Source organism: Streptomyces sp. NPDC048297 (genome assembly GCF_043201585.1).
Classification (GTDB): Bacteria; Actinomycetota; Actinomycetes; order Streptomycetales; family Streptomycetaceae; genus Streptomyces.
Genome location: NZ_JBICZA010000012.1, coordinates 120037 through 140162, shown reverse-complemented (window position 1 = coordinate 140162; position 20126 = coordinate 120037). Strand labels below are relative to the sequence as shown.

Annotated in this window: 21 protein-coding genes and 1 pseudogene; 19 read left to right on the top strand and 3 right to left on the bottom strand. The window is 70.2% G+C overall.

The features are described from left to right. Positions 1-61: 61 nt before the first annotated feature. A complete protein-coding gene (locus ACGFYV_RS15825) occupies positions 62-706 on the bottom strand; it encodes a hypothetical protein (protein ID WP_393878940.1) in 645 nt (214 codons plus the stop codon). A 258-nt stretch (positions 707-964) separates the two neighbouring features. Beyond that, positions 965-2308 carry an endonuclease domain-containing protein gene (locus ACGFYV_RS15820; protein ID WP_393878939.1) on the bottom strand — a complete coding sequence of 448 codons (1344 nt, stop codon included), beginning with the start codon at positions 2306-2308 and terminating at the stop codon, positions 965-967. Between the two features lie 426 nt (positions 2309-2734). On the opposite strand from ACGFYV_RS15820, the gene ACGFYV_RS15815 reads away from it, so the two are divergent. Next, positions 2735-3421 carry a DUF5655 domain-containing protein gene (locus tag ACGFYV_RS15815; protein ID WP_393878938.1) on the top strand — a complete coding sequence of 229 codons (687 nt, stop codon included), beginning with the start codon at positions 2735-2737 and terminating at the stop codon, positions 3419-3421. A 99-nt stretch (positions 3422-3520) separates the two neighbouring features. On the opposite strand, the gene ACGFYV_RS15810 is transcribed toward ACGFYV_RS15815, so the two are convergent. Then, positions 3521-4267, bottom strand: a complete 747-nt coding sequence (locus tag ACGFYV_RS15810; RefSeq protein ID WP_047471334.1) for a site-specific DNA-methyltransferase — start codon at positions 4265-4267, stop codon at positions 3521-3523. A gap of 580 nt (positions 4268-4847) precedes the next feature. Between ACGFYV_RS15810 and ACGFYV_RS15805 the strand changes: the two genes are divergently transcribed. From ACGFYV_RS15805 to ACGFYV_RS15720, 18 genes and pseudogenes are all read left to right on the top strand, one after another. Further along, complete coding sequence (locus tag ACGFYV_RS15805) at positions 4848-5993, top strand: C40 family peptidase (protein WP_393878937.1); 1146 nt, start codon at positions 4848-4850, stop codon at positions 5991-5993. Positions 5994-6081: 88 nt separating this feature from the next. Continuing rightward, positions 6082-6390, top strand: a complete 309-nt coding sequence (locus ACGFYV_RS15800) for a DUF6112 family protein (protein WP_351283592.1) — start codon at positions 6082-6084, stop codon at positions 6388-6390. Next, on the top strand, positions 6390-7070 hold the full coding sequence (locus ACGFYV_RS15795; protein ID WP_393878936.1) for a hypothetical protein: 681 nt from the start codon (positions 6390-6392) through the stop codon (positions 7068-7070). The genes ACGFYV_RS15800 and ACGFYV_RS15795 overlap by 1 nt, the downstream gene beginning before the upstream one ends. Positions 7071-7098: 28 nt before the next feature. Beyond that, positions 7099-8508 carry an ATP-binding protein gene (locus ACGFYV_RS15790; RefSeq protein ID WP_388189678.1) on the top strand — a complete coding sequence of 470 codons (1410 nt, stop codon included), beginning with the start codon at positions 7099-7101 and terminating at the stop codon, positions 8506-8508. Between the two features lie 132 nt (positions 8509-8640). Next, the gene (locus tag ACGFYV_RS15785; protein ID WP_393878935.1) at positions 8641-10107 is read left to right on the top strand and encodes an SCO6880 family protein; all 1467 of its coding nucleotides are present in this window, start codon (positions 8641-8643) and stop codon (positions 10105-10107) included. 25 nt (positions 10108-10132) lie between these two features. Next, a complete protein-coding gene (locus ACGFYV_RS15780) occupies positions 10133-10585 on the top strand; it encodes a DUF6238 family protein (RefSeq protein WP_030804523.1) in 453 nt (150 codons plus the stop codon). Between the two features lie 26 nt (positions 10586-10611). Beyond that, positions 10612-12117 (top strand): ATP-binding protein, encoded by a 1506-nt coding sequence (locus tag ACGFYV_RS15775; protein WP_393878934.1) that lies wholly within the window; start codon positions 10612-10614, stop codon positions 12115-12117. 32 nt (positions 12118-12149) lie between these two features. Continuing rightward, positions 12150-12845 (top strand): hypothetical protein, encoded by a 696-nt coding sequence (locus ACGFYV_RS15770; RefSeq protein ID WP_393878933.1) that lies wholly within the window; start codon positions 12150-12152, stop codon positions 12843-12845. A gap of 129 nt (positions 12846-12974) precedes the next feature. Then, positions 12975-13538: a hypothetical protein gene (locus ACGFYV_RS15765; protein ID WP_393878932.1), complete on the top strand. Its 564-nt coding sequence runs from the start codon at positions 12975-12977 to the stop codon at positions 13536-13538. 97 nt (positions 13539-13635) lie between these two features. After that, entirely contained in the window at positions 13636-14400 is a 765-nt protein-coding gene (locus ACGFYV_RS15760) for a hypothetical protein (protein ID WP_393878931.1), read from the top strand. 25 nt (positions 14401-14425) lie between these two features. Next, positions 14426-14923 (top strand): hypothetical protein, encoded by a 498-nt coding sequence (locus ACGFYV_RS15755; protein WP_200717982.1) that lies wholly within the window; start codon positions 14426-14428, stop codon positions 14921-14923. A gap of 158 nt (positions 14924-15081) precedes the next feature. Next, complete coding sequence (locus ACGFYV_RS15750; RefSeq protein WP_393878930.1) at positions 15082-15807, top strand: hypothetical protein; 726 nt, start codon at positions 15082-15084, stop codon at positions 15805-15807. Positions 15808-15898: 91 nt separating this feature from the next. Next, positions 15899-16564 carry a hypothetical protein gene (locus ACGFYV_RS15745; RefSeq protein ID WP_393878929.1) on the top strand — a complete coding sequence of 222 codons (666 nt, stop codon included), beginning with the start codon at positions 15899-15901 and terminating at the stop codon, positions 16562-16564. Between the two features lie 95 nt (positions 16565-16659). Next, the gene (locus ACGFYV_RS15740; RefSeq protein ID WP_393878928.1) at positions 16660-17100 is read left to right on the top strand and encodes a hypothetical protein; all 441 of its coding nucleotides are present in this window, start codon (positions 16660-16662) and stop codon (positions 17098-17100) included. A 79-nt stretch (positions 17101-17179) separates the two neighbouring features. Further along, complete coding sequence (locus ACGFYV_RS15735; RefSeq protein ID WP_393878927.1) at positions 17180-18448, top strand: type IV secretory system conjugative DNA transfer family protein; 1269 nt, start codon at positions 17180-17182, stop codon at positions 18446-18448. Beyond that, positions 18445-18675: a hypothetical protein gene (locus tag ACGFYV_RS15730; protein WP_393878926.1), complete on the top strand. Its 231-nt coding sequence runs from the start codon at positions 18445-18447 to the stop codon at positions 18673-18675. The genes ACGFYV_RS15735 and ACGFYV_RS15730 overlap by 4 nt, the downstream gene beginning before the upstream one ends. After that, positions 18672-19844, top strand: coding sequence for a DnaB-like helicase N-terminal domain-containing protein (locus ACGFYV_RS15725; protein ID WP_393878925.1), 1173 nt, complete (start codon positions 18672-18674; stop codon positions 19842-19844). Before ACGFYV_RS15730 ends, ACGFYV_RS15725 begins: the two co-directional genes overlap by 4 nt. Continuing rightward, positions 19841-20107: pseudogene (locus ACGFYV_RS15720) on the top strand (hypothetical protein); the annotation flags it as partial. The gene ACGFYV_RS15725 and the pseudogene ACGFYV_RS15720, both read left to right, overlap by 4 nt. Positions 20108-20126 lie beyond the last annotated feature (19 nt).

Sequence of the window (20126 nt, the reverse complement as noted above, 5' to 3'; positions counted from 1 at the left end):
GATACCGTGGTCTCGGGCCGGACATCATGGCAGACTCCGCGCATTTGTGACGCCTGACAGGTCAGCCGCCGTAGCCGTCATCGGTCGCCTGCTTCCGGTGACGATCAGGGTCGTAGATCGCGGTGAGAAACGGCGTGATTCCCAGGGCATAGAAGCCGTACTCCAGTTGCTGGTACCACGCTCGTTCGCTCTCAAGCTCCTTGGACACCTGAATGGGTACTCCGCCGGTGTGGTCGCCGGTCGACACCATGACGACGAACGACGTGCCCTCGTCTGCTGGGTCAGATGGATTAGCGATCACCGTGAAGTCCCAGGTTGCTGCGCCGGGGACGTCCGAGCCAGCATCCAGGCGCCGCAGGACGAACGTCGGCTGTCGCAGCAGTACTCCGGACTGCGCCCGGATTGCCATCGTCTTCTGTCCCACGATCCGCCATGGTGGCTCCGGGCGCGTGTGGTGAACGTCCGAAAAGAGCTGGTCCCGCAGCTCCGAGTACTCAGCGGCCGTCTGGGCCAACGCTCTTGTGTCCTCGGCCAGCTGACGTCTGGTGTCGCAACTGTCGAGCAGACCGGCCAGTGAGTGCAGTCTGCCCCGGACCCATGGCTTGAGGAAGCGATCAAGGGCAACCAGCCGGTAGGCGTCCTCGGCAGACTCAGCAACCAACAGCGCACCACGCGCCAAAGCCTGATATCTGTCTGCGAGATCCATCAGCTCCCCGTCCCCGAGACGACAATCACCTCTCACCGTATCGATCAACAAACCGACAGCGAAGGCTGATCGGACAGAACGCGACGGTCCGTTGCAGTGACCCGTTCCCGGCACCCTTGGTGACAAGCAGCGCGCCGATCTCGTAACGCACACTGCGCCGCGGAACTCTGCCGCGCATTTCGCTGGGCGTGCGAGGTGACCGTGTCGGGAGCCAGGAGCTGCGAGGTGACGGTCGGGTGTCAGGTCTCCCGTGCCCGCTCAAAACAGTTCCAGGTCCTTGCCGCTGGTGTCCGCGATGACCGGCCGGAACTCGGCAGGGAGGCCGTCCAGGCGGTCAGGACCGGCCGCGGCGGCCACGGCAGGGGCCGTCTCGGCCAACCAAGCACGAAACCGCTCGGTGGCCTCGCGGTAGGGGACTCGCGCCAGGACACGGTGCTCGCCGGAGGGGCAGAAGTCGACGGCGACAGTGAGCAGGCAGGAACGTGGCGCGTTCTGACTGCCCGTCCAGGACACGCGCAGGACACCGCAGGGCCTGCGCCCGCGGGCGGCACGGTGGGTCGGGCGCAGCGATCGGCAGGCTATGTGGGCGGTCCATGCGGCGAGGTGCGGCAGGGGCAGGGTGGTGCGTGCGCGGCAGCCGGGGCAGCGGTGCCAGTGGCGGAGCCAGTCGTCGGTGTCGGTGTGGAAGAGGCGTGTGTAGCGGTTCGCCACGCGGATGTCGTTGCTGTACAGGTGGTCGGGGCGTTCCTGTGTGTTGCAGGACTGACAAACGGGGGCGCGGACGTAGCCGTGTTCGTGGCAGTGGTCGAGCACGGTGGCGGGCGCAGTGCGGCAGACGGCGCACGCCCACCCGGCCACCCTGCGGGAGGTACCGGGCTTCCTGCTGAGCACCGAATACAGCTGGCCTTCCAGCTCTTTGTCGTACGAACGCAGTGAGGCGGTGGGAACCTCAGGGCTCGTCTCCTGCCGACCGCCGGCGTCTCGGGCCTGCCGGGGGTGGGAGGGCGGCTCGGTGACGGCTGCGCTTGCCAGGCGGGTTCGCGCGGCTTGCACCCAATGCGTTTCGGCGTGCTCGGCCGCGTCCAGCAGCCTGACCGCAGCGCGCGGCAGCCACCAAGTGCGCTGCGTCCCGTTGCGGATCTGCTCCACGAGTATCTGTCGCCAGTCGATCCCCGCCAGATGGTACGGCCAGCCGACTTCACGTCGTGCTGCCGGCTCGCGGCCGCCCAGCTCCTGCAGTTCCCCCGTGATGCGTCGGCGCCAACGCAGCGGCGTTTCCTCGTTGCACTCCTGCCTCGGCGCCCCACGGAACGGACCGATACGGACCAGGTCCTGCCGATCCATCCCAACCGCGTTCAGTTCCGCGGCCGCCCGGCGCACCTCAGCCTCCGGAACACTCCACTGCCCGCCGCTCGCCCTCACCGTTGCCACCACATGGCCGCCGAGCAGGACGTACCCCACCCGGGCACGGGCAGGAGAGCAGGTGAATGCCCCAGAAGCCGTCGGCACAGCACTGTCGGCCGTCAAATCGACCCACAGAGCGTCCGCGGCACCCAGGGTGATCAGGCCGTGCGTGCGACCGGGCATGACACGCTCTGACATACCGACAGGCTAACGGCCTGCAACGCGGCAACGGGTCCAAGCGCTTCGGTCAGCCGGGCCGCCGCCCGCAACTCCGTATTCCTGAGCATCTGGTTCGTCAGCAGCTCCCGTGCCAGTAGCCTTACCACCAGAACGTCAAGAACCAGGCAAGTCGCCCTCGTACATCAGCGGTCTCCGAGCCCAGACGAATTGAGCAACAGAGTCCCGCGGCGAGCCAAAGTGGCAGGACAGCGTCACCGGCAGATCCTCGAAGGACACTGCAGGAGACTTGCAGGACCACCACCAACACCGAGATCGCTCGACGAGTTACAGCAATGCCCCCAACTCCCCGTCGGACATGTAGTCTATGAGAAGTCGCAGTTCAGAGCCGGTGCACGAGCTCCTGCGGTCGGTAATGTCGAGTTCAAGAAGGGCTCGGACAGCGGGGTGATGTCCCAGGCTGTCTCCTACCTGTCCTGGCTGGAGTCGGCGCACCACGAGTTCGAGGCGCTCGTGCGGAAGGTGCTGGGGGCGGAGGCCGCCGAGTCCGTCGACTGGCGTCGTCCGCGGATGATCTGCATCGCGGCGGGCTTCTCGCACCACGACCGGGTGGCGGTGCAGAGGTTGCCCGAGCGGATCGACCTGGTGCGCTACCGGATCTTCGACGGTGGCCTGCTGGGGCTGCTGCTCGTGGACTCCGCGACCGGCTTCCCGAGCGCTGCCTCGTCTCGCCGGGGCCGGGAGCGGGCACCCGTGGCGGACAGCGTGCCGACGGCTTCGGCGGTCTCTCCGCCTGCGGGCGGAGGAGTGGTGCCGGAGTGCCTGCGGGACCTGTACGCGGAACTGGACGAGGCGCTCACGGCATGGGGCGAGGTGGAGGTGGCGTCCCTGCGGCACTACATCGCCTACCGGCGGTTGGTGAACGTGGCGTCGGTGATCTTCCGTCCGAAGCACGAGGCGATCCTGGTGTACCTCAGACTCGACCCGGACACGGTCGAGCTGGAGGAGGGCTTCACCCGGGACATGCGCGGTATCGGACACCTCGGGACCGGCGACCTGGAGGTCCGCGTCGTCTCGGCAGCCGACTTGGAGAAGGCGGCGCCGCTGATCCGGCGGGCGTTCGAGGCGGCCTGACGTAACAGGAAGGGCGGCTGGTGCATCGGTTAGTCGATGCTCCAGCCGCCCCTCTGGCGTCTGTGGGCCGCCGGCCCTGGTCTCTCTTCGCTCTCACGATCATGCCTCCGGTCCGGCCAGCTCGAAGTCGTCCTTCGTCAGTTCGGCCCGCAGCCGCTCCTCGGCGACGTCGGCGTAGTGCGCGGACAGCTCGACGCCTACGAAGCGGCGTCCCTCGCGCAGGGCCGCGACCCCGGTGGAGCCGCTGCCGGTGAACGGGTCGAGGACGGTGCCGCCCTCGGGGCAGACCTGGACGAGCTGCTGCATGACCTCGACGGGCTTCTGGGTGATGTGAACTCGGCCCTTGCGGGGCTGGGAGGCGATGTAGTGCCCCGGCAGGTAGAGGTCGCGGGTGTTGTCGAGGGAGCCCTTGACGCCCCAGATGATGAACTCCGAGTCCTGCTTCGGCCCGCCCTTGCGGGGGCGGCTGGACGGCTTGATCCACGGGATCGTGCCGCTCCAGGTCCATCCCGCCATCTGAAGGGCGTCGGAGGTGGTCGGCTCCTGCCGCCAGTCGGTGAAGACCATGGCGACCGCGTGCTCGGTCGAGGCCCGGTACGCCTCGGTGAGCAGTTCGGTGAGCCAGGAGCGGTAGGAGCGCTGGTCGCGGTTCTCGCCCGGGAAGTTGGCGAGGTCGTGCGCCGAGTTGCTCGTGACGTACTTGGCACGTGCGGTACGGCCGGTCCGGTCGGAGCTGGTGCGGCCCCCGGAGTTGTACGGCGGATCGGTGATCACCGCCTGGACGCTCTCGTCCGGGAGGGACTTCAGGACGGTCAGGGCGTCGCCTCGGTGCAGCGTGTAGCTCATGGGGAGGGCCTCTCTTCGGGCGCGGCGGAGTCTGGACCTGCTCCGGACAGCGCTCAACGGCGTGCATCCGGTGCGAGGTTGCAGCGGAGGTTAACGGCGAATTCCGGCCGCGCCCAACGAGGTGGCTCCCTGCTTCGGGCCCCTGGATGGCAGTCGTTTGGCGCGGCCGGAATCCCGGTCTACTGTCTCGCCGTACCACCGGGAAGGAGCACTGCTCCACCCCCGTTGAGCTGTGCTTATCCGTGCTGTCTCGTCCAATCGAGCAGCGTCGGAGGCATGTTGCCCATCTGCCCGCGAGCGCCGTGAGGAGGCCCCTGTGCACTGCCTGAGATTACGAGCGCGGCTGGCTGCCGCGCGTGACCTGAAACCGGCGTCCTGGAGCTACCAACTCCTCTGACCCGGGCCCGCCGAGAGGCGGATGCACATCGGCGCGGTGCCGACGGCTTTGCACGAGAAGTCGGCACCGCGTCTCCTTCGAACACCGAGGAGCCGCTGCGATGCAGCATGCCCTGACACACCCGCGCCCCGACCCACCTCCCTCGACCGGTCCGCACCGCCGTCGCGCTGAACGGCGGCGGCCGTGAAGAAGACGACGGGAGCCCTCGTCGGTCTGTGCGCCACCGGACCACTCCTGCTGGCACTGCCGATCCTTGGCATCGGGGCCGGGACCGCCTCGGCTTCGTGCTCGACCGACGGTGCACAGAGTGTGGACGCCTCCGCCGTCGCCAAGCAGGTGAAGGCCATCCTGGACGGCGGCGACAAGGGCTCGGTCTCCGTGCCGGGGCTGGACGCGCCTGCCGACCAAGTGCCCAACGCCAAGACGATCCAGGCCACCGGCGTCGCGATGAACATCCCCGCCCGAGGGCAGGTCGTCGCCCTGGCGACCGCGCTGCAGGAGAGCGGCCTGCGGAACCTGACCTACGGCGACCGCGATTCGCTGGGTCTCTTCCAGCAGCGGCCGTCGATGGGCTGGGGTACGGCCAGCCAGATCCTCGACCCGGTGCACGCCTCGACGAAGTTCTACGAGGGGCTCAAGAAGGTCTCCGGCTGGCAGTCCCTCTCTGTCACCCAGGCCGCCCAGGCGGTACAGAAGTCGGGCTTCCCGGAGGCGTACGCCAAATGGGAGCCGCTGGCCACCGCCCTGCAGAAGGCCATCGAGCCCCTGCTGCAGAAGGCCGGCGGCGCATCGCCGAGCCCGTCGCCGTCCGGCTCTGCCGACACCGGCAGCCCCTCTCCCGATTCCGCGGGGGGTTGTTCGGCGGACGGCGACGGAACGGACTTCGGCACCATCCCGGCGGGCGCCCTGCCGAAGGAGTACAAGATTCCCGCCTCCGCGCCGCCGAAGGTACAGACGGCAATCCGGTGGGCGCTCGGCCAGCTCGGCACCCCGTATCAGTGGGGCGGCACGTGCACCGACTCCCACGGCAAAAACCCGATGGGCCGCTGCGACTGCTCCTCCCTGATGCAGGGCGCGTACAAGGCCGCCGGGGTCACCCTGACGCGGACCACGTATACGCAGGTCAAGGACGGCAAGGCCGTCTCGGTCGATGCCCTCAAGCCGGGCGACCTCCTCTTCACCGAGGGGACGGCCGCCGTACCGGAACACGTCGGGATGGCGATCGGGCAGGGCCTGATCGTCCACGCCCCGCACACCGGTGACGTTGTACGGATCACCACCGTCGCGTCCTGGAAATCGCGGATTCTCGCGGCCCGCCGAGTCGTCTGACCGGCGCTCCTCCCCCTCCTCACCTCCCCTCGCACCGCTGGTCCGCCCCACCGGGCTTTGGCGTGCACTCATTCGAACTGGAGTTCCCGTGTATCTCGCCGACAAGGTCATACAGCTCGCCTACGACCCCGGAATCAAGCCCAACGAGGGCGGGCTCCCTGGCCTCAACGTCCTCAAGCAGGTGATGGGCTCGATCAACTTGTTCGGACTCATCGCCGTGGTCGGAGCCCTCGCCGTCAGTGCGGGCGTGTGGGCCTGGGGGCACCACTCCGGTGGTCACCAGGCCGAGGCGAACGGGAAGAAGGGCGTGCTGGTAAGCGCGGGCGCGGCCCTTCTTCTCGGTGCGGCCAACGGTGTAGTGGCGTTCTTCTCGACGCTCGGGACGCAGGTCCACTGATGGCTCAGCACTCCACCCACCCCGGCGGCGCATCTCGCGTGCGCCGCCGGGCGCTGCTCGGCACCGCCGTCCTGGCGGTGCTCGTCGCCCTCGCCGGCCTGGCCGCCTACCTCACCCGCGAGGGCCGAAGCCCCTCCGATCCTGCTTCCCCACCGCCGAGTTCGCCCACCGCGTCCTCGTCGACCGCGGCGCCGTCCGGGCCGCACACCCGGCCCCGCGCTCTGCCCATTCCGCCGAAAACCCACGACCCGATCACGTACGGGAAGGCCGCCGCCGCAGCGCTGTGGTCGTACGACACCCGTGCGTACTCGCAGCCCGAGCTGCGCAAGGCGCTGCGCGGCTGGCTGACCACGGAGTCGAAGTACGCCGACCCGGCCTCCGTCGACCAGGCGGTCCCCTCGGCCGTGCTGTGGAAGGAGATGGCGGCCAACAAGCAGGTCGCCACCGCCAAGATCAACGAGGGGCACTTCCCGCACGCCTTCACCCAGGCTCTCCAGGACGACCCCGGGGCGATCACCCAGGCGTACGTCTACGCCGTCACGGTCTCCGGCAAGCAGTCGATTCGCTGGAAGGGCTCGGCCGCCGGCGGCGCGGAGAGCCGCTCCACCACCCTCGCGGTCCAGTGCCGACCCAACCACCCCTGCGCCCTGGTCGGCGTCATGCCGTCCGTTGCGCCCTGACCCTCGCCCCAGAACGGAGGTACGACCCATGGGAGTCTGCGACTTCCCGCTGATGGACAAGGTGTGCGGCGCTGTCGACTTCGCCACCAACCCCGCCGGCACCGTCACCGACGGCCTCGGCGCGTGGATCGCGAAGTCGGCGGGCGAGCTGGCGTCCAGCGCGGCCGACCTGGCCGCCAAGGCCGTCAACAAGACGACGGCCATCGACCTCAACGCCGGATGGTTCCGCGACAACTACGAGCTGCTGCTGCCCATCGGCCTCGCCCTGACCGTCGGCATCTTCTGCATCCAGCTCATGACCGCGGCCTGGCGCCGAGACGAACGTGCCCTCGCCAAGGCGGCGTTCGGCACCATGACCGGAGTCCTCTTCAGCTTCTCCGCCATCGCTTTCACGACCGTCGCCATCACCGTGGTGGACGCACTGTCCGACGGCCTCTTCAAAGCCGCCAACACCTCGATCGACGACGCGATCCGTCGTGTGATCAAGGTTGATCAGATGGGGGCCATGTACGGCCTCGGCTGGGGTGTGCCCGCGCTGGTGGCCTTCGGCTGTGCGATCGGTGCCTTCCTCTACTGGGGCGTGATGGTGGCCCGCAAGGTCGGCGTCCTGATCATGGTCGCGCTCGCGGTGTTCGCCGGGGCGGGCGGCGGCTGGGAAGTCGCCAAACGGTGGCGGCGCGGCTGGATCGAGGCCACCGGCACCCTGATCGTCTCCAAGCTGTTGATGACCGTGGTCTTCCTGATCGGCGTCTCCGCCATGGGCAAGACCGACGCCAGCGACGGAATGGCGGCCCTGTCCGACGCGATGGCCGGCATCGTCGTGATGGTCTTGGTGTTGCTCTGCCCCTACGCGACGTACAAGTTCGTCCACTGGGCCAGCGACGGCGGCGGCCACGACGACATGCACCGCACCGGTGTCGCCGGCATGGCGGTCGCCGCAGGAGCCGCGAAGACCGCAGGCAGCCTCGCGCTGCGGGCCGGTACCGGCGCCCCCGCTCCGCAGGGTCCGAACCAGGTCCCGGGCGCGGGCACCGATGGCGTCGCCTCCGGCATCAACCCCTCCGGCGGCAACCTCAGCAAGGAGGGCATCGACGCCGGGCCGCCCAAGCAGCAGACCCGCTTCCGGTACGGCGAAGACCAGGACGCGAGCGGCGACAAGGGCCGGGCTCTGATCCAGCGCCCCGGGATCCCGCCGCTGATCACACGTCCTGGCGAGGACGAACCGGAAGGTTCCGAGCCGACTGCCCAAGGCGTTGCGGGCGGCTCCGGTCACCTCGCAGCCGCATCGGCTCCGGGCGGCGACATGACCTCCATGCCGCCAGCCGACCCCGGACCCTCGGCCTCGGGCACTCCGGCGTCCGGGTCCGGTCCGTCGGCCACCGGCTCCGCGACGCCGACGAACTGGGTGTATCCCACCCAGCCGCCGTCGGGTTCCTGACCCACATCCCCGGGGGCGGGCCGCACTCCACGGCCCGCCCCCGCCTCCCCAACAGCAGGAAGGTTTCGCCATGACGTCCAGAAGAGCGCCGCGCGCCCCGTCCTCCGCCCGCTCCCACCGTCTGGAACCACCATGTCCGGCAAGCACCAGTCCTCTACGCCCACCGTGAAGTTCCCGCACCGCAGCAGGCGCGGCGTCCTGCTCGGCCTGTCCGTCCCGCAGTTGGTCGTCGCCGGGCTCACCGGCCTTCTCCTTCTCGCCGTGATCCTCGCCCGCGGTGTGGTCGGCGCCCTCCAGCTCATCCCGCTGTGGGCCGTGATCGCCCTGCTCGTCTTCGTCCGCCACCGAGGCCGTGCTCTGGCGGACTGCGCCCCGATCGTCGTCCGGTACGCGCTGCGCCGGATGCGAGGCCAGCTCGTCTGGCTCACCCGGCCCTCCCGCCGGCCGACCCGCGAGGGACTGCTCCACCTTCCCGGCACCGCTGCCAGCCTGCGCGTGACCACTGCTCCCGACGGCAAGTACGGCGCCGTCCACAACCCGCACACCGGGACGCTGACCGCGGTGGTCAAGGTCTCCTCCCGCGCCTACGCCCTGCTCGACCCCGGCACCCAGCAGGCCAACGTCGGCGGCTGGGGACGCGCGCTGGCAGCTCTCGCCCGTACCGCGCAGATCGCCCGCATCCAGGTGATCGAGCGCACCATCCCCGACTCCGGCGACGCGCTGCGCCGCTACTGGGAAGAGCACGGCCGCCCCGACACCCCGATGGCCGGCGCGATCTACAACGAGCTGATCCAGAGCGCCGGTCCCGCAGCCGCCCCGCACGAGGCGTACGTCGCGGTGTCCCTGGACACCAAGGCGGCCCGTCGGCTGATCAACCAGGCCGGCGGCGGTCTCACCGGTGCCTTCAGCGTCCTCGCCCAGCTCACCTCCACGTTCGACCAGGCGGCGCGGACCGCCGGTCTCACCCCGACGGGCTGGCTCACCGCCCGCGAGATCGCCGCCGTGGTGCGCACCTCCTACGACCCGAAGGCGCTGGCAACACTCGACCGCTGGTCCACGGCCGGTCGCCCCGAGGCCGAACCCGCCGCTGCCGGCCCCGTCGTGGTCGTCGAGAAGGCGGACCACATCGCCACCGACTCCGCCGTGCACGCCACCTACTGGGTGGAGAACTGGCCGCGCACCGAGACCAGCGCCGGCTTCCTGCACCAGCTCCTGTTCACCGGCGGCGTCCGGCGCACGCTGTCGCTCTCCTACGAGCCGAAGAACCTCGACGCCGCCCTGCGCGACGTGCAGCGCAAGAAGTCCAGCGTGATCGCCGACGCCGCCGAACGGGCCCGGCGCGGCCAGGTCGACTCCGAGGCGGACTCGATCGAATACCAGGACATCAAGTCCCGCGAACGCCAGCTCATCGCCGGGCACGCCGACGTCGCCCTGACCGGTCTGCTGACCGTCTCTGCCGACACCGAGGACGAGCTGCGCACCGCCTGCGCCGTCGTGGAGACCGCCGCTGTCGGCGCCCAGCTCGATCTCCGGCCGCTGACCTGGCAGCAGGCCGAGGCGTTCACCGCCGCCGCCCTGCCGCTCGCGCTCGCTGCCTGACCCTTCCCTTCGAAAGAGCACCCTCATGTCCCGCACCGCCAGCCCGACCGCGCAGGACTTCGTGCCCTTCGCCACCGCCGCGCTCGACTTCCACCGGGCTCTCAACATCCCGGGCGGCCCGCTGGTCACCACCCGGGCCGAGCTGGACGCCCTGCACGCCCACCTCGTCTCGCTGTACGGGCTGCTCGACGCCCACACCGGTCGCACCGGGCAGCTCGTCGCGGTCGAGGGCGACCAGCTCCGTACCGCCCGCACTCGCATCTGGCAGGCCGCCGAGCACCTCCACGCCGCCTACCACGCGGCGCCCCGGCCGGACTCCGGCGAGATCCCCGCACCGGAGGCGTGCCAGGCCGGCCTTCCGGAGGGAGCACCGGAACTGACCATCTGCCAGCGCCACCAGCGCACCGCTCATCTCGTCCGGCGGCGCACCACCCCAGCCGACCTGCACGCCCCGTTCACCGGCCTCGTCCGCCGCTGACCCACCCCTCATCTGGAGAAACGCTCATGCCCCGTACCCGCGCCAGCGCCTCCCCTCTGTTCGTGCCCCGTAAGACGACACGCGCCGAACAGCGGGCCGCCCGAGCCGGTTTCACCGAAGCCCGCCGCCAGGCGCGCCTCGCCGGAAACCCGCCCAAGCACCGGGCCGAGCAAACCCTCGACCCGGATCTGCGGCCCACCTACCCGCTCGCCGGTCGCCCCGGTCCGGCCTCCGCCCGCGGCGGCAAGCTCGCCCTTCCCGCCCATCGGATGACCACCGCGACAGCCAGCGGCGCCTACCCGTTCGTGGCCGAGGGCGGCCTGGGCGCCGAAGGGGTGTTCATCGGCCGCGATGTGCACGCGGAGGCGGCCTTCTGCTTCGACCCGTTCTCGCTCTACAACAGCGGCAGGGTGGAGGGCTTCACCAACCCCAACGCGGTCCTGGCCGGGATCATCGGCATGGGCAAGTCGGCGCTGGCGAAGTCGATCGCCACCCGGTCGATCGCCCACGGCTACCGGATCTACATTCCCTGCGATCCCAAGGGGGAGTGGACCGGTGTCTCGCAGGCCCTCGGCGGATACAGCATCGCCCTGGGCCCGGGGCTCCCTGGACGGTTGAATCCGCTGGACGCCCCGGCCCGGCCCGCCTCCGTGAGCGAGGAGGACTGGTTTACGGAGGTTCGCAAGCGCCGTCTGCTGCTGCTGGCCAGCCTCGCCCGCACCGTGCTGAAGCGCGACCTGCTGCCGATGGAGCACACCGCCCTCGACCTGGCCCTGGATCTGGTCGTCGCTGACGCCGCCGCCCGGGGCACGGTGCCGCTGCTCGGCGAGATCGCGCACGTACTCGGCTCCCCCGAACGCCTCGACCACGCCCTCGGCCACCAGGCGGGGCACCTCGGTTCGGCCGCCCAGGACCTCGCCCACGCCCTGCGACGTCTCGTGCACGGCGACTTGAGCGGCATGTTCGACGCGCCGAGCACCGTGTCGTTCGACCCGACCACACCGATGCTGTCCATCGACCTCTCCCGTCTCGGCGGCTCCGGTGACGACACGGCACTGGTGCTCGCGATGACGTGCGCGAGCGCGTGGATGGAGTCAGCCCTCAGTGATCCCGATGGCGGTCGGCGCTGGGTGATCTACGACGAGGCGTGGCGGCTGATGCGGCACGTCGGGCTGCTGGAGCGGATGCAGAGCCAGTGGAAGCTCTCCCGAGGGCTGGGCATCGCGAACCTCATGGTGATCCACCGGCTCAGCGACTTGCTCTCGGCGGGCGACGCCGGTTCACGCGGCCGAGTCCTGGCCGAGGGGCTCCTCGCGGACTGCAGCACGCGCATCATCTACCGCCAGGAGCCCGACCAGCTCGCCGCCGCTGCCTCTCTGCTCGGCCTGACCGGCGTCGAGACCCAGGCGGTGTCCGCCCTGACTAAGGGCCGAGGTCTGTGGAAGGTCGCCGGCCGCTCGTTCATCACCCAGCACATCCTCCACCCGGCTGAGCGGGAGCTGTTCGACACAGACGCCCGCATGGCCGCCTAGCCCAACGACCAGCACAGCAACGGGAATCGATCATGTCTGCTTCTTCCACTCCTTCCTCCGGTGACAACCAGCCGTCGCAGGCCACCGACCCTTTGGCGTGGCGACGGCACCTCCCGGCACTGGCCTCGGCCGCCGCCGGGATCAACGAGGCGTGCGACGCCTGGGACGCGGTTTCGGACTCGCTCTGCGACGCGGACGGCTGGCCGCTGGACGACAAGATCTACGGGGACGGGAAGGTCAAGCGGGACGCCGAAGCGTGGAAGCACGCCGAGGTGTTCCTCGACCACGGACCCGAGGTGCTGGCCGGGGTCCGCGCCGCCGCCGACGGCCCCGACTACGTCGAGGGGCCGATCAGTGACGACCTCCGTCGGATACGCGGGATCGACACCATCCTGTTCCGGGCGGAGGAGCTGCGACACGAATGGGACGGCGTCATGGCGCTTATGGACGGTTCGCAGCCGAGCGTGCTCCACCTCTACAAGGAGCGTGCCGAGGAGCACCGCAACACCGAGGGCTGGCACTACTCACATGAACTGGGTTCCAAGGGACCGGCGTTGGTGCGTGTCGGTGAATACCTAGTTCACCGGGCAGACACCGAACGGCCGGCGCAGACCGAGCGGGCTCGCGTCGCGCTGACCCGCTCGACGCACAACGCTCCTGCCGTAGCACCTGCTTCGCCCCAGGTCCCGCCGGCATCGCATCCGCCGGCTCCCGGTCGCTCGCGGTGATCCCTAGCACGCAGTCACGGCAGCGCCAAACTGCCCGATCACCGGATCCTCATGGACCACCGCACTCCTTCAAGCTCCACACCCCGTCGGCTCCCGCCGTGCGGCGGGGTGTTCGCAACGGAGAACTCCATGCACCACGAAACCTCGCCCCCGACCGCCACGTCCGATCCGCGTCGCCTTCAGGCTGCTCTCTGTTCCGCGCTCGGTCAGCGCGGCCTGGAGGGCACCGTCGAGTACGGCCTCAGCGACTACATCGTCCACGCCGAGCTTCCCGACGGCAGTTCATTGATCATCTCGCCGCCGCAGGAGCCACCCTCCGAGCACCCCGAGTCCCCGGAAAGCTGGATGGTCACCCGCCACCGGTCCGCCGAGCCCGCCGTCTACGAGGTGATCTACGACTCCGAGCCGGACGGTCCGCATGCGCGCCACGGCGGCAGCGTGCCGGACGTCCTCTCCGCTGTCGACGCCCGCCTGGACCAGCTTGGCGTACCACCACGCCAGGAGCAGGAACGTTCCGGCAAGGCGCGCGCCGCCACCGTGCTCCCGCCCAACTCCGCTCCATCCCGGGCGAGTGTCGCTCTCGCCTCTTCGCCGTCGGTCGGCCAGCGCGTGCTCCCGACCGGTCCGCCGCCGGAATCTTCCACGCGGGCCGGGCCGCCGTCGGCCAGTTCCTCATCCGCTCCCCGGCTCTGACCGACCGCGATCCAGGAGTTCTCCGTGCACCGCACCCTCAGAACTGATCCGCCCGTCGCCCGCACCTGCAACCGCACCCGCCTCGGATGGATCTGCCATGCCCAGCCACTACGACGTGCTGCCCGACCTGGCCTTCGGCCACCACCCCGTCCACGGCATCGTCGCCGCGAACCCGAAGAACCTCGCGGCCAGCACCTGGATGCTCAAGGGATTCGACTTCCATCCCGTCCCCGACCAGCCGACGTTGTACGCGCTGGCCGACCAGAACCGTGACGGGCACGGCCGTACGAGCCGGGCCATCGAGCTGCTGCGCAAGGCCGGCTACCAGGTCGATGTGGACGCCGCACTTGACCCTGCGCTGGCGTCCGAAACGGCACAGGGACGCGACCGCGGTCCGCTCGGTGAACCAGACGTCGCCTTCGCCGATCACCCGCAGCTCGGCATCGTCGCAGCCCTCGATGACCGTGTCTCCGGCCTCAGCGGGCTGGCGCTGGTGGAGGACGGCTGGCGGCACAACTCGAGCCTGGACATCTACACGCTCCCCGCGACCACCAATCGCGTCGAGGCGTTGGGGAAAGTCGCCGACGCCACGGTGGCCCTGCACCGTTCGGGGCTCCAGGTCGCAGTGCAGCCCCGCCTCGCTCAAGAGGTGCCGGCTCGGCCGCGCCCTGCTGCCACGCCGACCGCCGGACGTGAGCGCGGCCGTGGTCCCGCTCGCGCGTCTCCGTTGAGCGCCGCCGCGCTCGCCGCCAGCCCGGCCCGTGCCGGTATCCCGGGCAGGGCACCGGTACCCGCCGCCGCCGTCACCACACCGGCGGTCCGGCCGGTTGACCCTTGCATCGCGTACTCCCGCGAACGCTGATCCAACTCCTCAAGGAGGCCCTTCCATGGCCGTGAAGACGATCTGGCCTATCGACCACACCTGCGGTCACCATGCCGACCGCGACTTGTCCGACCGACCGGCCGACCGCCGCGCCGGCTTCGCCGAGTGGCTCGCCAGGCAGGAGTGCACGGACTGCTGGCGCGCCTCGAACGAGGGCGACGAGCAGGACAAGGCCGCCTGGCTCAAGGCGAAGCGCGCCGAGGAGCAGACGGCGTCCGAAGCCTGGTCCGAGCAGTACCGGATGCCTCCCCTGGAGGGGACCGAGCGGGCCGTTCCCTGGGGCGTGCGCTGTCGTCACCAGATCCTGACCAACGCCTACACCGCACTGGTCACCGAAGGCACGACCAGCGAAGCGGAGTGGGCGGAGATCGAGGAGAACGCTCGTACGGTGACCCGTGCCGGGTGGTGGATAGACCAGAGGTCGTCCGAGCCTGAAGACCTCACCGAACTGCTCCGAGCCGCCACCGGGGCCGACCGGCCGACGGAGAATCCCTTCTTTTGACCGACCGGGTGCCCTACTGCGGCGGGGCACCCGGCTGGCCGCCACTGTGCGGCTTCTACCAGCGATTCTCGGCCGGACCAAACCCCGGATTTGCCGGACGCTCTGCCCACTGGCCCACCTCCAACGGGTCCTTCGCTCCCTCTGCCCCGGAGACTTCCGTGCCTACCTCGATCACCATCACGTCCGAGTTCAGCGGCAGCGTCGTTGCCAAGGGCGCTACTGATGACCTCTCCGCGCAGCTCCTCCGTCACGCCGGTTTCAAGCAGATCGACGACTGGCACGGCCGACGCCATCGCCTGCCCACCACCACTCCGCTCGCCGACCAGGTCGCCATCGCCAGCCATGCGGCCGAGATGCTTCGAGCCGCTCGCTATGACGTCACCCTTCCGCCGTCCCTCGACACGGCCCGGATGAGCCCTCCGGTGCATGCGCTGGGGCCCCACGCCGCCGGAGCTGAACTCCTCAGCATCACGGACCAGATCCGTGCGGCCGAAGACGGAGCCAGCCTTCAGCGGGCAGTCGACCACCTCCTTCACCCCGAGCACGGTGCGCTGGAGCGTGTCCGGGAGGCGCTGGAAGCAGCGGGAGAACAGGTCAACGACCTGGACGACGACGCGTATGCGCTCGCCGACCGGTTCGGCTTCGCCTCGGAGTTCGTCAGCTCGGCCCAGTCCGAACTCGTCGACTCCGAGGCCGAGCTACGCCGCGTCGGCGACGCTTCGACGAGCTACTCCCCAGCACGGACCGTCCGTGATCACCGTGGTGCCGCTCTCGCCACTTCTCCTGCGGCGAACCAGGCCAAGGTCTCGTCGGCGTCCGGTTCCCAGACGGCGCCGCTCACTCCGACGGGTCACCCGCCGCGCGCCGCAACGCCCCGACGGTGACCCCGGCGGCTCTCTTCGCCGTCGGCCACCAGCACGTCGCGCGCCACCGCTCGACCCACCTGTCAAAGACCACTCACCCGAAGAGGCAAACGTGCCCGAGTACTACTCCAGCATTGGCGAGGCCGTCGGTGCGGCCATGCAGCACAACATCCGGCTCGCCCACCGCAGCACGGCACCGGCCTCCGACAAGCCGCTGCAGGCCAGGCACCTGCCCAGCGCTTCCGCCGATCCGTACTCGGTCCGCGGGATGATCTCTCGCCTCCAAGAGGACGCCTCGCCCGATGAGGTGGCGGGCATCATCGAGGAGGTCAACGGCGCACTGGTCGGGGCTCTGCCCGAGCTGACCGAACTCGTCGCCTCTGCCGCCGACTGGACTCGCGCCCGTCTCGACTTCGACGACCCGCATCACCATCCGACTTTCGAGACGTGGACCCGACTGGCAGCCGCGTACGGGATGCTCCAGGACGTCCGTGAGCAGTTGGAAGTCGCCGAAGACGGTCTCGCTGCCTGTCCCGCAGAGCGCACGGACCCTCGGCACCACCAGATGGTCAACGTCTTGCGCAGCCGGGAGTTGCTCGACGATGTCCTCGGTGCCGAGGCTGCTCCTGTGCCGTCCGCTGCCCGGAACGTCGATTCAGACCGGCAGCGGGCGGCCCGCGCCTCCTCGCCGCGCGCCGGAACATCGCCGTCGACCGGCAGTCCGCCGGCCACCGCAGCACCTCCGCCCGCGCCTCGTTCTGCAGGCCGATCCCGCTGAAACGTTCCGCCTCAGACGTCCAGGAGTATCCCCATGAGCTGCACGAGAGCCGAGCGCGCCCCGCCCCCGCCCGCTCGCACACCCAAGGAACCGCCGTGCCTTCCTCGCGCACCAGCGCGCCCTCGACCACCACCGGGTCGGACGCGCTCCTCTACCTCCTGTTCGGCATCCTCGGCGCCGCCATGGCCTTCGGCTCCCTGGCCTGGCTGACCGGAAATCTCACCAACACCTTCGTCGGAAGCGGGACATGGGCCCCCTTCCGCATAGCGGACGCGCTGCTGCACCCGGAGGTGCTGTGGCCAGCCCTGAGCACCAGCATGCTGATGGTCGGCGCCCGCGTCGTCCCCGCCCTGTTCACCGTTGCCCTGGTCGTCACCGCTGCCGTGCTGTGGATGCGGTGGCGTGCCGGGTCCAAGTCCGGCCTCGCCCGGAAGGCGGACCTGGCGCCGCTGCTGGACAAGGAGATCGTCGCCAAGGCGAAGAGCCTGCGCCCGAGCCTGGGCGGCCGGGAGAGTAAAAGAGGTCCTGCCCGCTGACCGCGGCATCCTGCTCGGCACCCTCGATCCCGGTCGTGCGGAGGTCCGCGCGTCCTGGGAGGACGTGATTGTCGCGATCATGGCCCCGCGTTCCGGCAAGACGTCCGGGCTGGCGATCCCCGCGATCCTCTCGGCACCGGGCCCGGTCCTGCTCACCAGTAACAAAGCCGCGAACGACGCCTTCACCACCACGGTGGACGCCCGTTCCGAGGTCGGCACGATCTGGACCCTCGATCCGCAGCAGATCGCCCACCACCCGCGCGAGATGTGGTGGGACATCCTCGCTGACGCCCGCGATCTCGCCGGGGCTAAGAGGTTGGCGGGGCACTTCGTGACCGCGAGCGTGGACGAGTCCAGCGGCTCCGACTTCTGGTCCACCGCCGCGAGCAACACCCTCGGTGCCCTCTTCCTCGCCGCCGCGTCCCACCGGCGGCCGATCACCGACGTCCTGGCCTGGCTCGCGATGCCGGCCGACCGCACCCCGGTGGACCTGCTCACCGACGCCGGCCACCATGCGGTCGCCGCCCAGCTCCAAGGCACCGTCTCCGGCGCGACCGAAACGCGCGACGGCATCTATGAGACCGCGAGGCAGTACGCGAGCTGCCTGCTCGACCCGGACGTCGCCGCCTGGGTCACCCCCAACGACGACCTTCCCGAGTTCCAGCCGTTCGCCTTCGCCACGTCCCGCGACACCTTGTACCTGCTGAGCAAGGACGGCGGCGGCAGCGCGTCCGCGATCATCGCTGCAGCGGCCGACGCCGTGATGCGCGCGGCCGTGATCGTGGCCGAGCGCTCCGGCGGGCGACTCGACCCGCCCGCCCTGTGCGTCCTCGACGAGGCAGCGAACGTCTGCCGCATCTCGGACCTCCCTGATCTCTACAGCCACCTGGGCAGCCGAGGCGTCATCCCGATGACGATCCTGCAGTCCTACCGTCAGGGCCAGCGGTGCTGGGGCGAGGCCGGTATGGACGCCCTGTACTCCGCCGCCACCATCAAGATCATCGGATCTGGCATCGACGACGCGGACTTCGCCGACCGGCTCAGCCGTCAGGTCGGCGATCACGACGTCCAGACCACCTCGGTGTCGACCAGCGAGGGCGGCAAGTCCACCTCGGTGAGCATGCGCACGGAACGGATCCTTCCGCCGGACGCCATCCGCGCCCTGCCCAAGGGCAAGGTTCTGCTGCTGGCCACCGGCATCCGGGTCGCCATGCTCAACCTCAAGCCCTGGTACAAGGAGCCCTCCGCCAAGGTGGTCGGCCCGGCTTCCGCTCGCGCCACGAAGGCCATCACCGAGCGTGCCCTCGCGAAGAGCATCGGCCAGGACGATCTTGGACTGTCGGCATGAGCGCGCCCACACCACAGCAGGGGCGGTTGGCCCACGCTCCGGTCGTCCTGCGCGGTGGCCGGTGGTGGCTTGACGGCGGGGCAGGCTCGGTTCCCGCCTCCGATCCCGCCTTCACCGCCGTCTTGGACGACCTCGCGCTGTCGATGGCCGCTGCCGACCAGGCAGTCGCCAACCTCCTCATCCGGCAGGACGAGGCGCCCTGCGTTGATCCCGGAGGCCGGCGGTGAACCCGCTGATGAGCGCCGAGCAGGCGGTCCTCGGTGCCGCACTCCTCAACCCCGAGCAGCTCACGCACCTGGAGTGGCTCGCTGCGGACCACTTCTATCGGCCCGTCCACCAGGCGCTGTTCGACGCCCTCCGCAAGCTGCACAACGACGGGCATCCCGCGCTCTCGGCCGATGGTCCGTTGCCGCTGTCGTGGGTGACCGACGCGGTCGAGGAGGCCGGACAGCACGTGCGCGGGCTGACCGCGGCGTACGCCCACACCCTGATCCAGGCGTGTCCCCGAACAGAGCACGCCCCCGTGTACGGACGCATGGTGCTGGAGGGGGCGATTCACCGCACCGTCGCCCAGCACGCGATCCGTCTCCACCAGGCGGCTCGAGCCGACGCCGTCCAGGGCGAGGTCGAGGGAGCCTTGCGCACGGCGGACGTCCTGACCGGCGTACTCACCGACCTTGCACGACGCTGGGGAACCGACCCTCGACCGGTCCCACCCACCGCTGGGCCCTCTGCCGCCACGCACATCCCGCCTCCGGCGCAGAGCGGCCAGGTCGCCGAGGACGAGCGGTTCCTCTTGGCCGTCCTCGCCGAACAGCCGGGGGCCATGGGCGAGGTGGTGGCCTGGCTGCGGCCGGGAGACTTCGCCGACCCGACCCATGGGCAGCTCTACCGGTGCCTTGGCGCGCTGCACCACCGAGGCGAACCCATCGACCGGATCACCCTGCTCTGGGAGGCCCAGCGACGCGGTCTGCTGGCCGACGGCACTGTGTCGAGCGAGCAGCTGACCGCCGTCTGCGAAGGCATGGTCCCCGGCAGCGCTGACTGGTTCGGACAGCGGGTGATGCGCTCCTCCGTCACCCGCACCGCCGCCGCCTCCGCGCGAGCCATCCGGACCCTGGCCCAGGACGAGGCTCTGGGGCCCGGCCGGCTGATCAACCACGCCCTGCACGAACTGGGTCCGCTCGACGAGGTACGTGCCCGCTGGGCCACCGCGAACAGCAGTCCGGCTCCGAAGACCACGGCATCCGCTCCGTCGGCGGCCGAGCCGCCGCCCGACCGAGTGAAGGCCGCCCGCGCCCGCAGCACACCCCGCCCAGGCGCGTCACCCCCAGCCCCGGCCAGCCGTCTCCCCACGCTGTCAGCAGCCCGACCACCCTCGCGCGGCCACCCGTGAGGCCCCCTCCCCACCAGCCTCTTCTGCCCCTGGAACTCGCCTTGATCTACCCCATCTCCGCAGCCGCGCCGGACCTACGTGCCACGACCCCGAGCCTCGCCACCCCGTTGATCGGGTCTCTCTGCTCGGGGTACGGCGGCCTCGACCTGGGTGTGCAGTCCGCGCTCGGCGGCACGCTCGCCTGGCATGCCGAGGTCGACCCGAACGCCTCACGCATCCTGGCCCGCCACTGGCCCGGCGTCCCGAACCTGGGCGATATCACCGCCGTCGACTGGTCCACCG

What these genes read in the sequence shown, in the direction of transcription:
- ACGFYV_RS15825 (WP_393878940.1), bottom strand. Translation starts at nt 706, where the DNA reads ATGGATCTCGCAGACAGATATCAGGCTTTGGCGCGTGGTGCGCTGTTG.
- ACGFYV_RS15820 (WP_393878939.1), bottom strand. Translation starts at nt 2,308, where the DNA reads ATGTCAGAGCGTGTCATGCCCGGTCGCACGCACGGCCTGATCACCCTG.
- ACGFYV_RS15810 (WP_047471334.1), bottom strand. Translation starts at nt 4,267, where the DNA reads ATGAGCTACACGCTGCACCGAGGCGACGCCCTGACCGTCCTGAAGTCC.
- ACGFYV_RS15795 (WP_393878936.1), top strand. Translation starts at nt 6,390, where the DNA reads ATGGCTCAGCACTCCACCCACCCCGGCGGCGCATCTCGCGTGCGCCGC.
- ACGFYV_RS15790 (WP_388189678.1), top strand. Translation starts at nt 7,099, where the DNA reads ATGGGAGTCTGCGACTTCCCGCTGATGGACAAGGTGTGCGGCGCTGTC.
- ACGFYV_RS15785 (WP_393878935.1), top strand. Translation starts at nt 8,641, where the DNA reads ATGTCCGGCAAGCACCAGTCCTCTACGCCCACCGTGAAGTTCCCGCAC.
- ACGFYV_RS15780 (WP_030804523.1), top strand. Translation starts at nt 10,133, where the DNA reads ATGTCCCGCACCGCCAGCCCGACCGCGCAGGACTTCGTGCCCTTCGCC.
- ACGFYV_RS15775 (WP_393878934.1), top strand. Translation starts at nt 10,612, where the DNA reads ATGCCCCGTACCCGCGCCAGCGCCTCCCCTCTGTTCGTGCCCCGTAAG.
- ACGFYV_RS15770 (WP_393878933.1), top strand. Translation starts at nt 12,150, where the DNA reads ATGTCTGCTTCTTCCACTCCTTCCTCCGGTGACAACCAGCCGTCGCAG.
- ACGFYV_RS15765 (WP_393878932.1), top strand. Translation starts at nt 12,975, where the DNA reads ATGCACCACGAAACCTCGCCCCCGACCGCCACGTCCGATCCGCGTCGC.
- ACGFYV_RS15760 (WP_393878931.1), top strand. Translation starts at nt 13,636, where the DNA reads ATGCCCAGCCACTACGACGTGCTGCCCGACCTGGCCTTCGGCCACCAC.
- ACGFYV_RS15755 (WP_200717982.1), top strand. Translation starts at nt 14,426, where the DNA reads ATGGCCGTGAAGACGATCTGGCCTATCGACCACACCTGCGGTCACCAT.
- ACGFYV_RS15735 (WP_393878927.1), top strand. Translation starts at nt 17,180, where the DNA reads ATGGCCCCGCGTTCCGGCAAGACGTCCGGGCTGGCGATCCCCGCGATC.
- ACGFYV_RS15730 (WP_393878926.1), top strand. Translation starts at nt 18,445, where the DNA reads ATGAGCGCGCCCACACCACAGCAGGGGCGGTTGGCCCACGCTCCGGTC.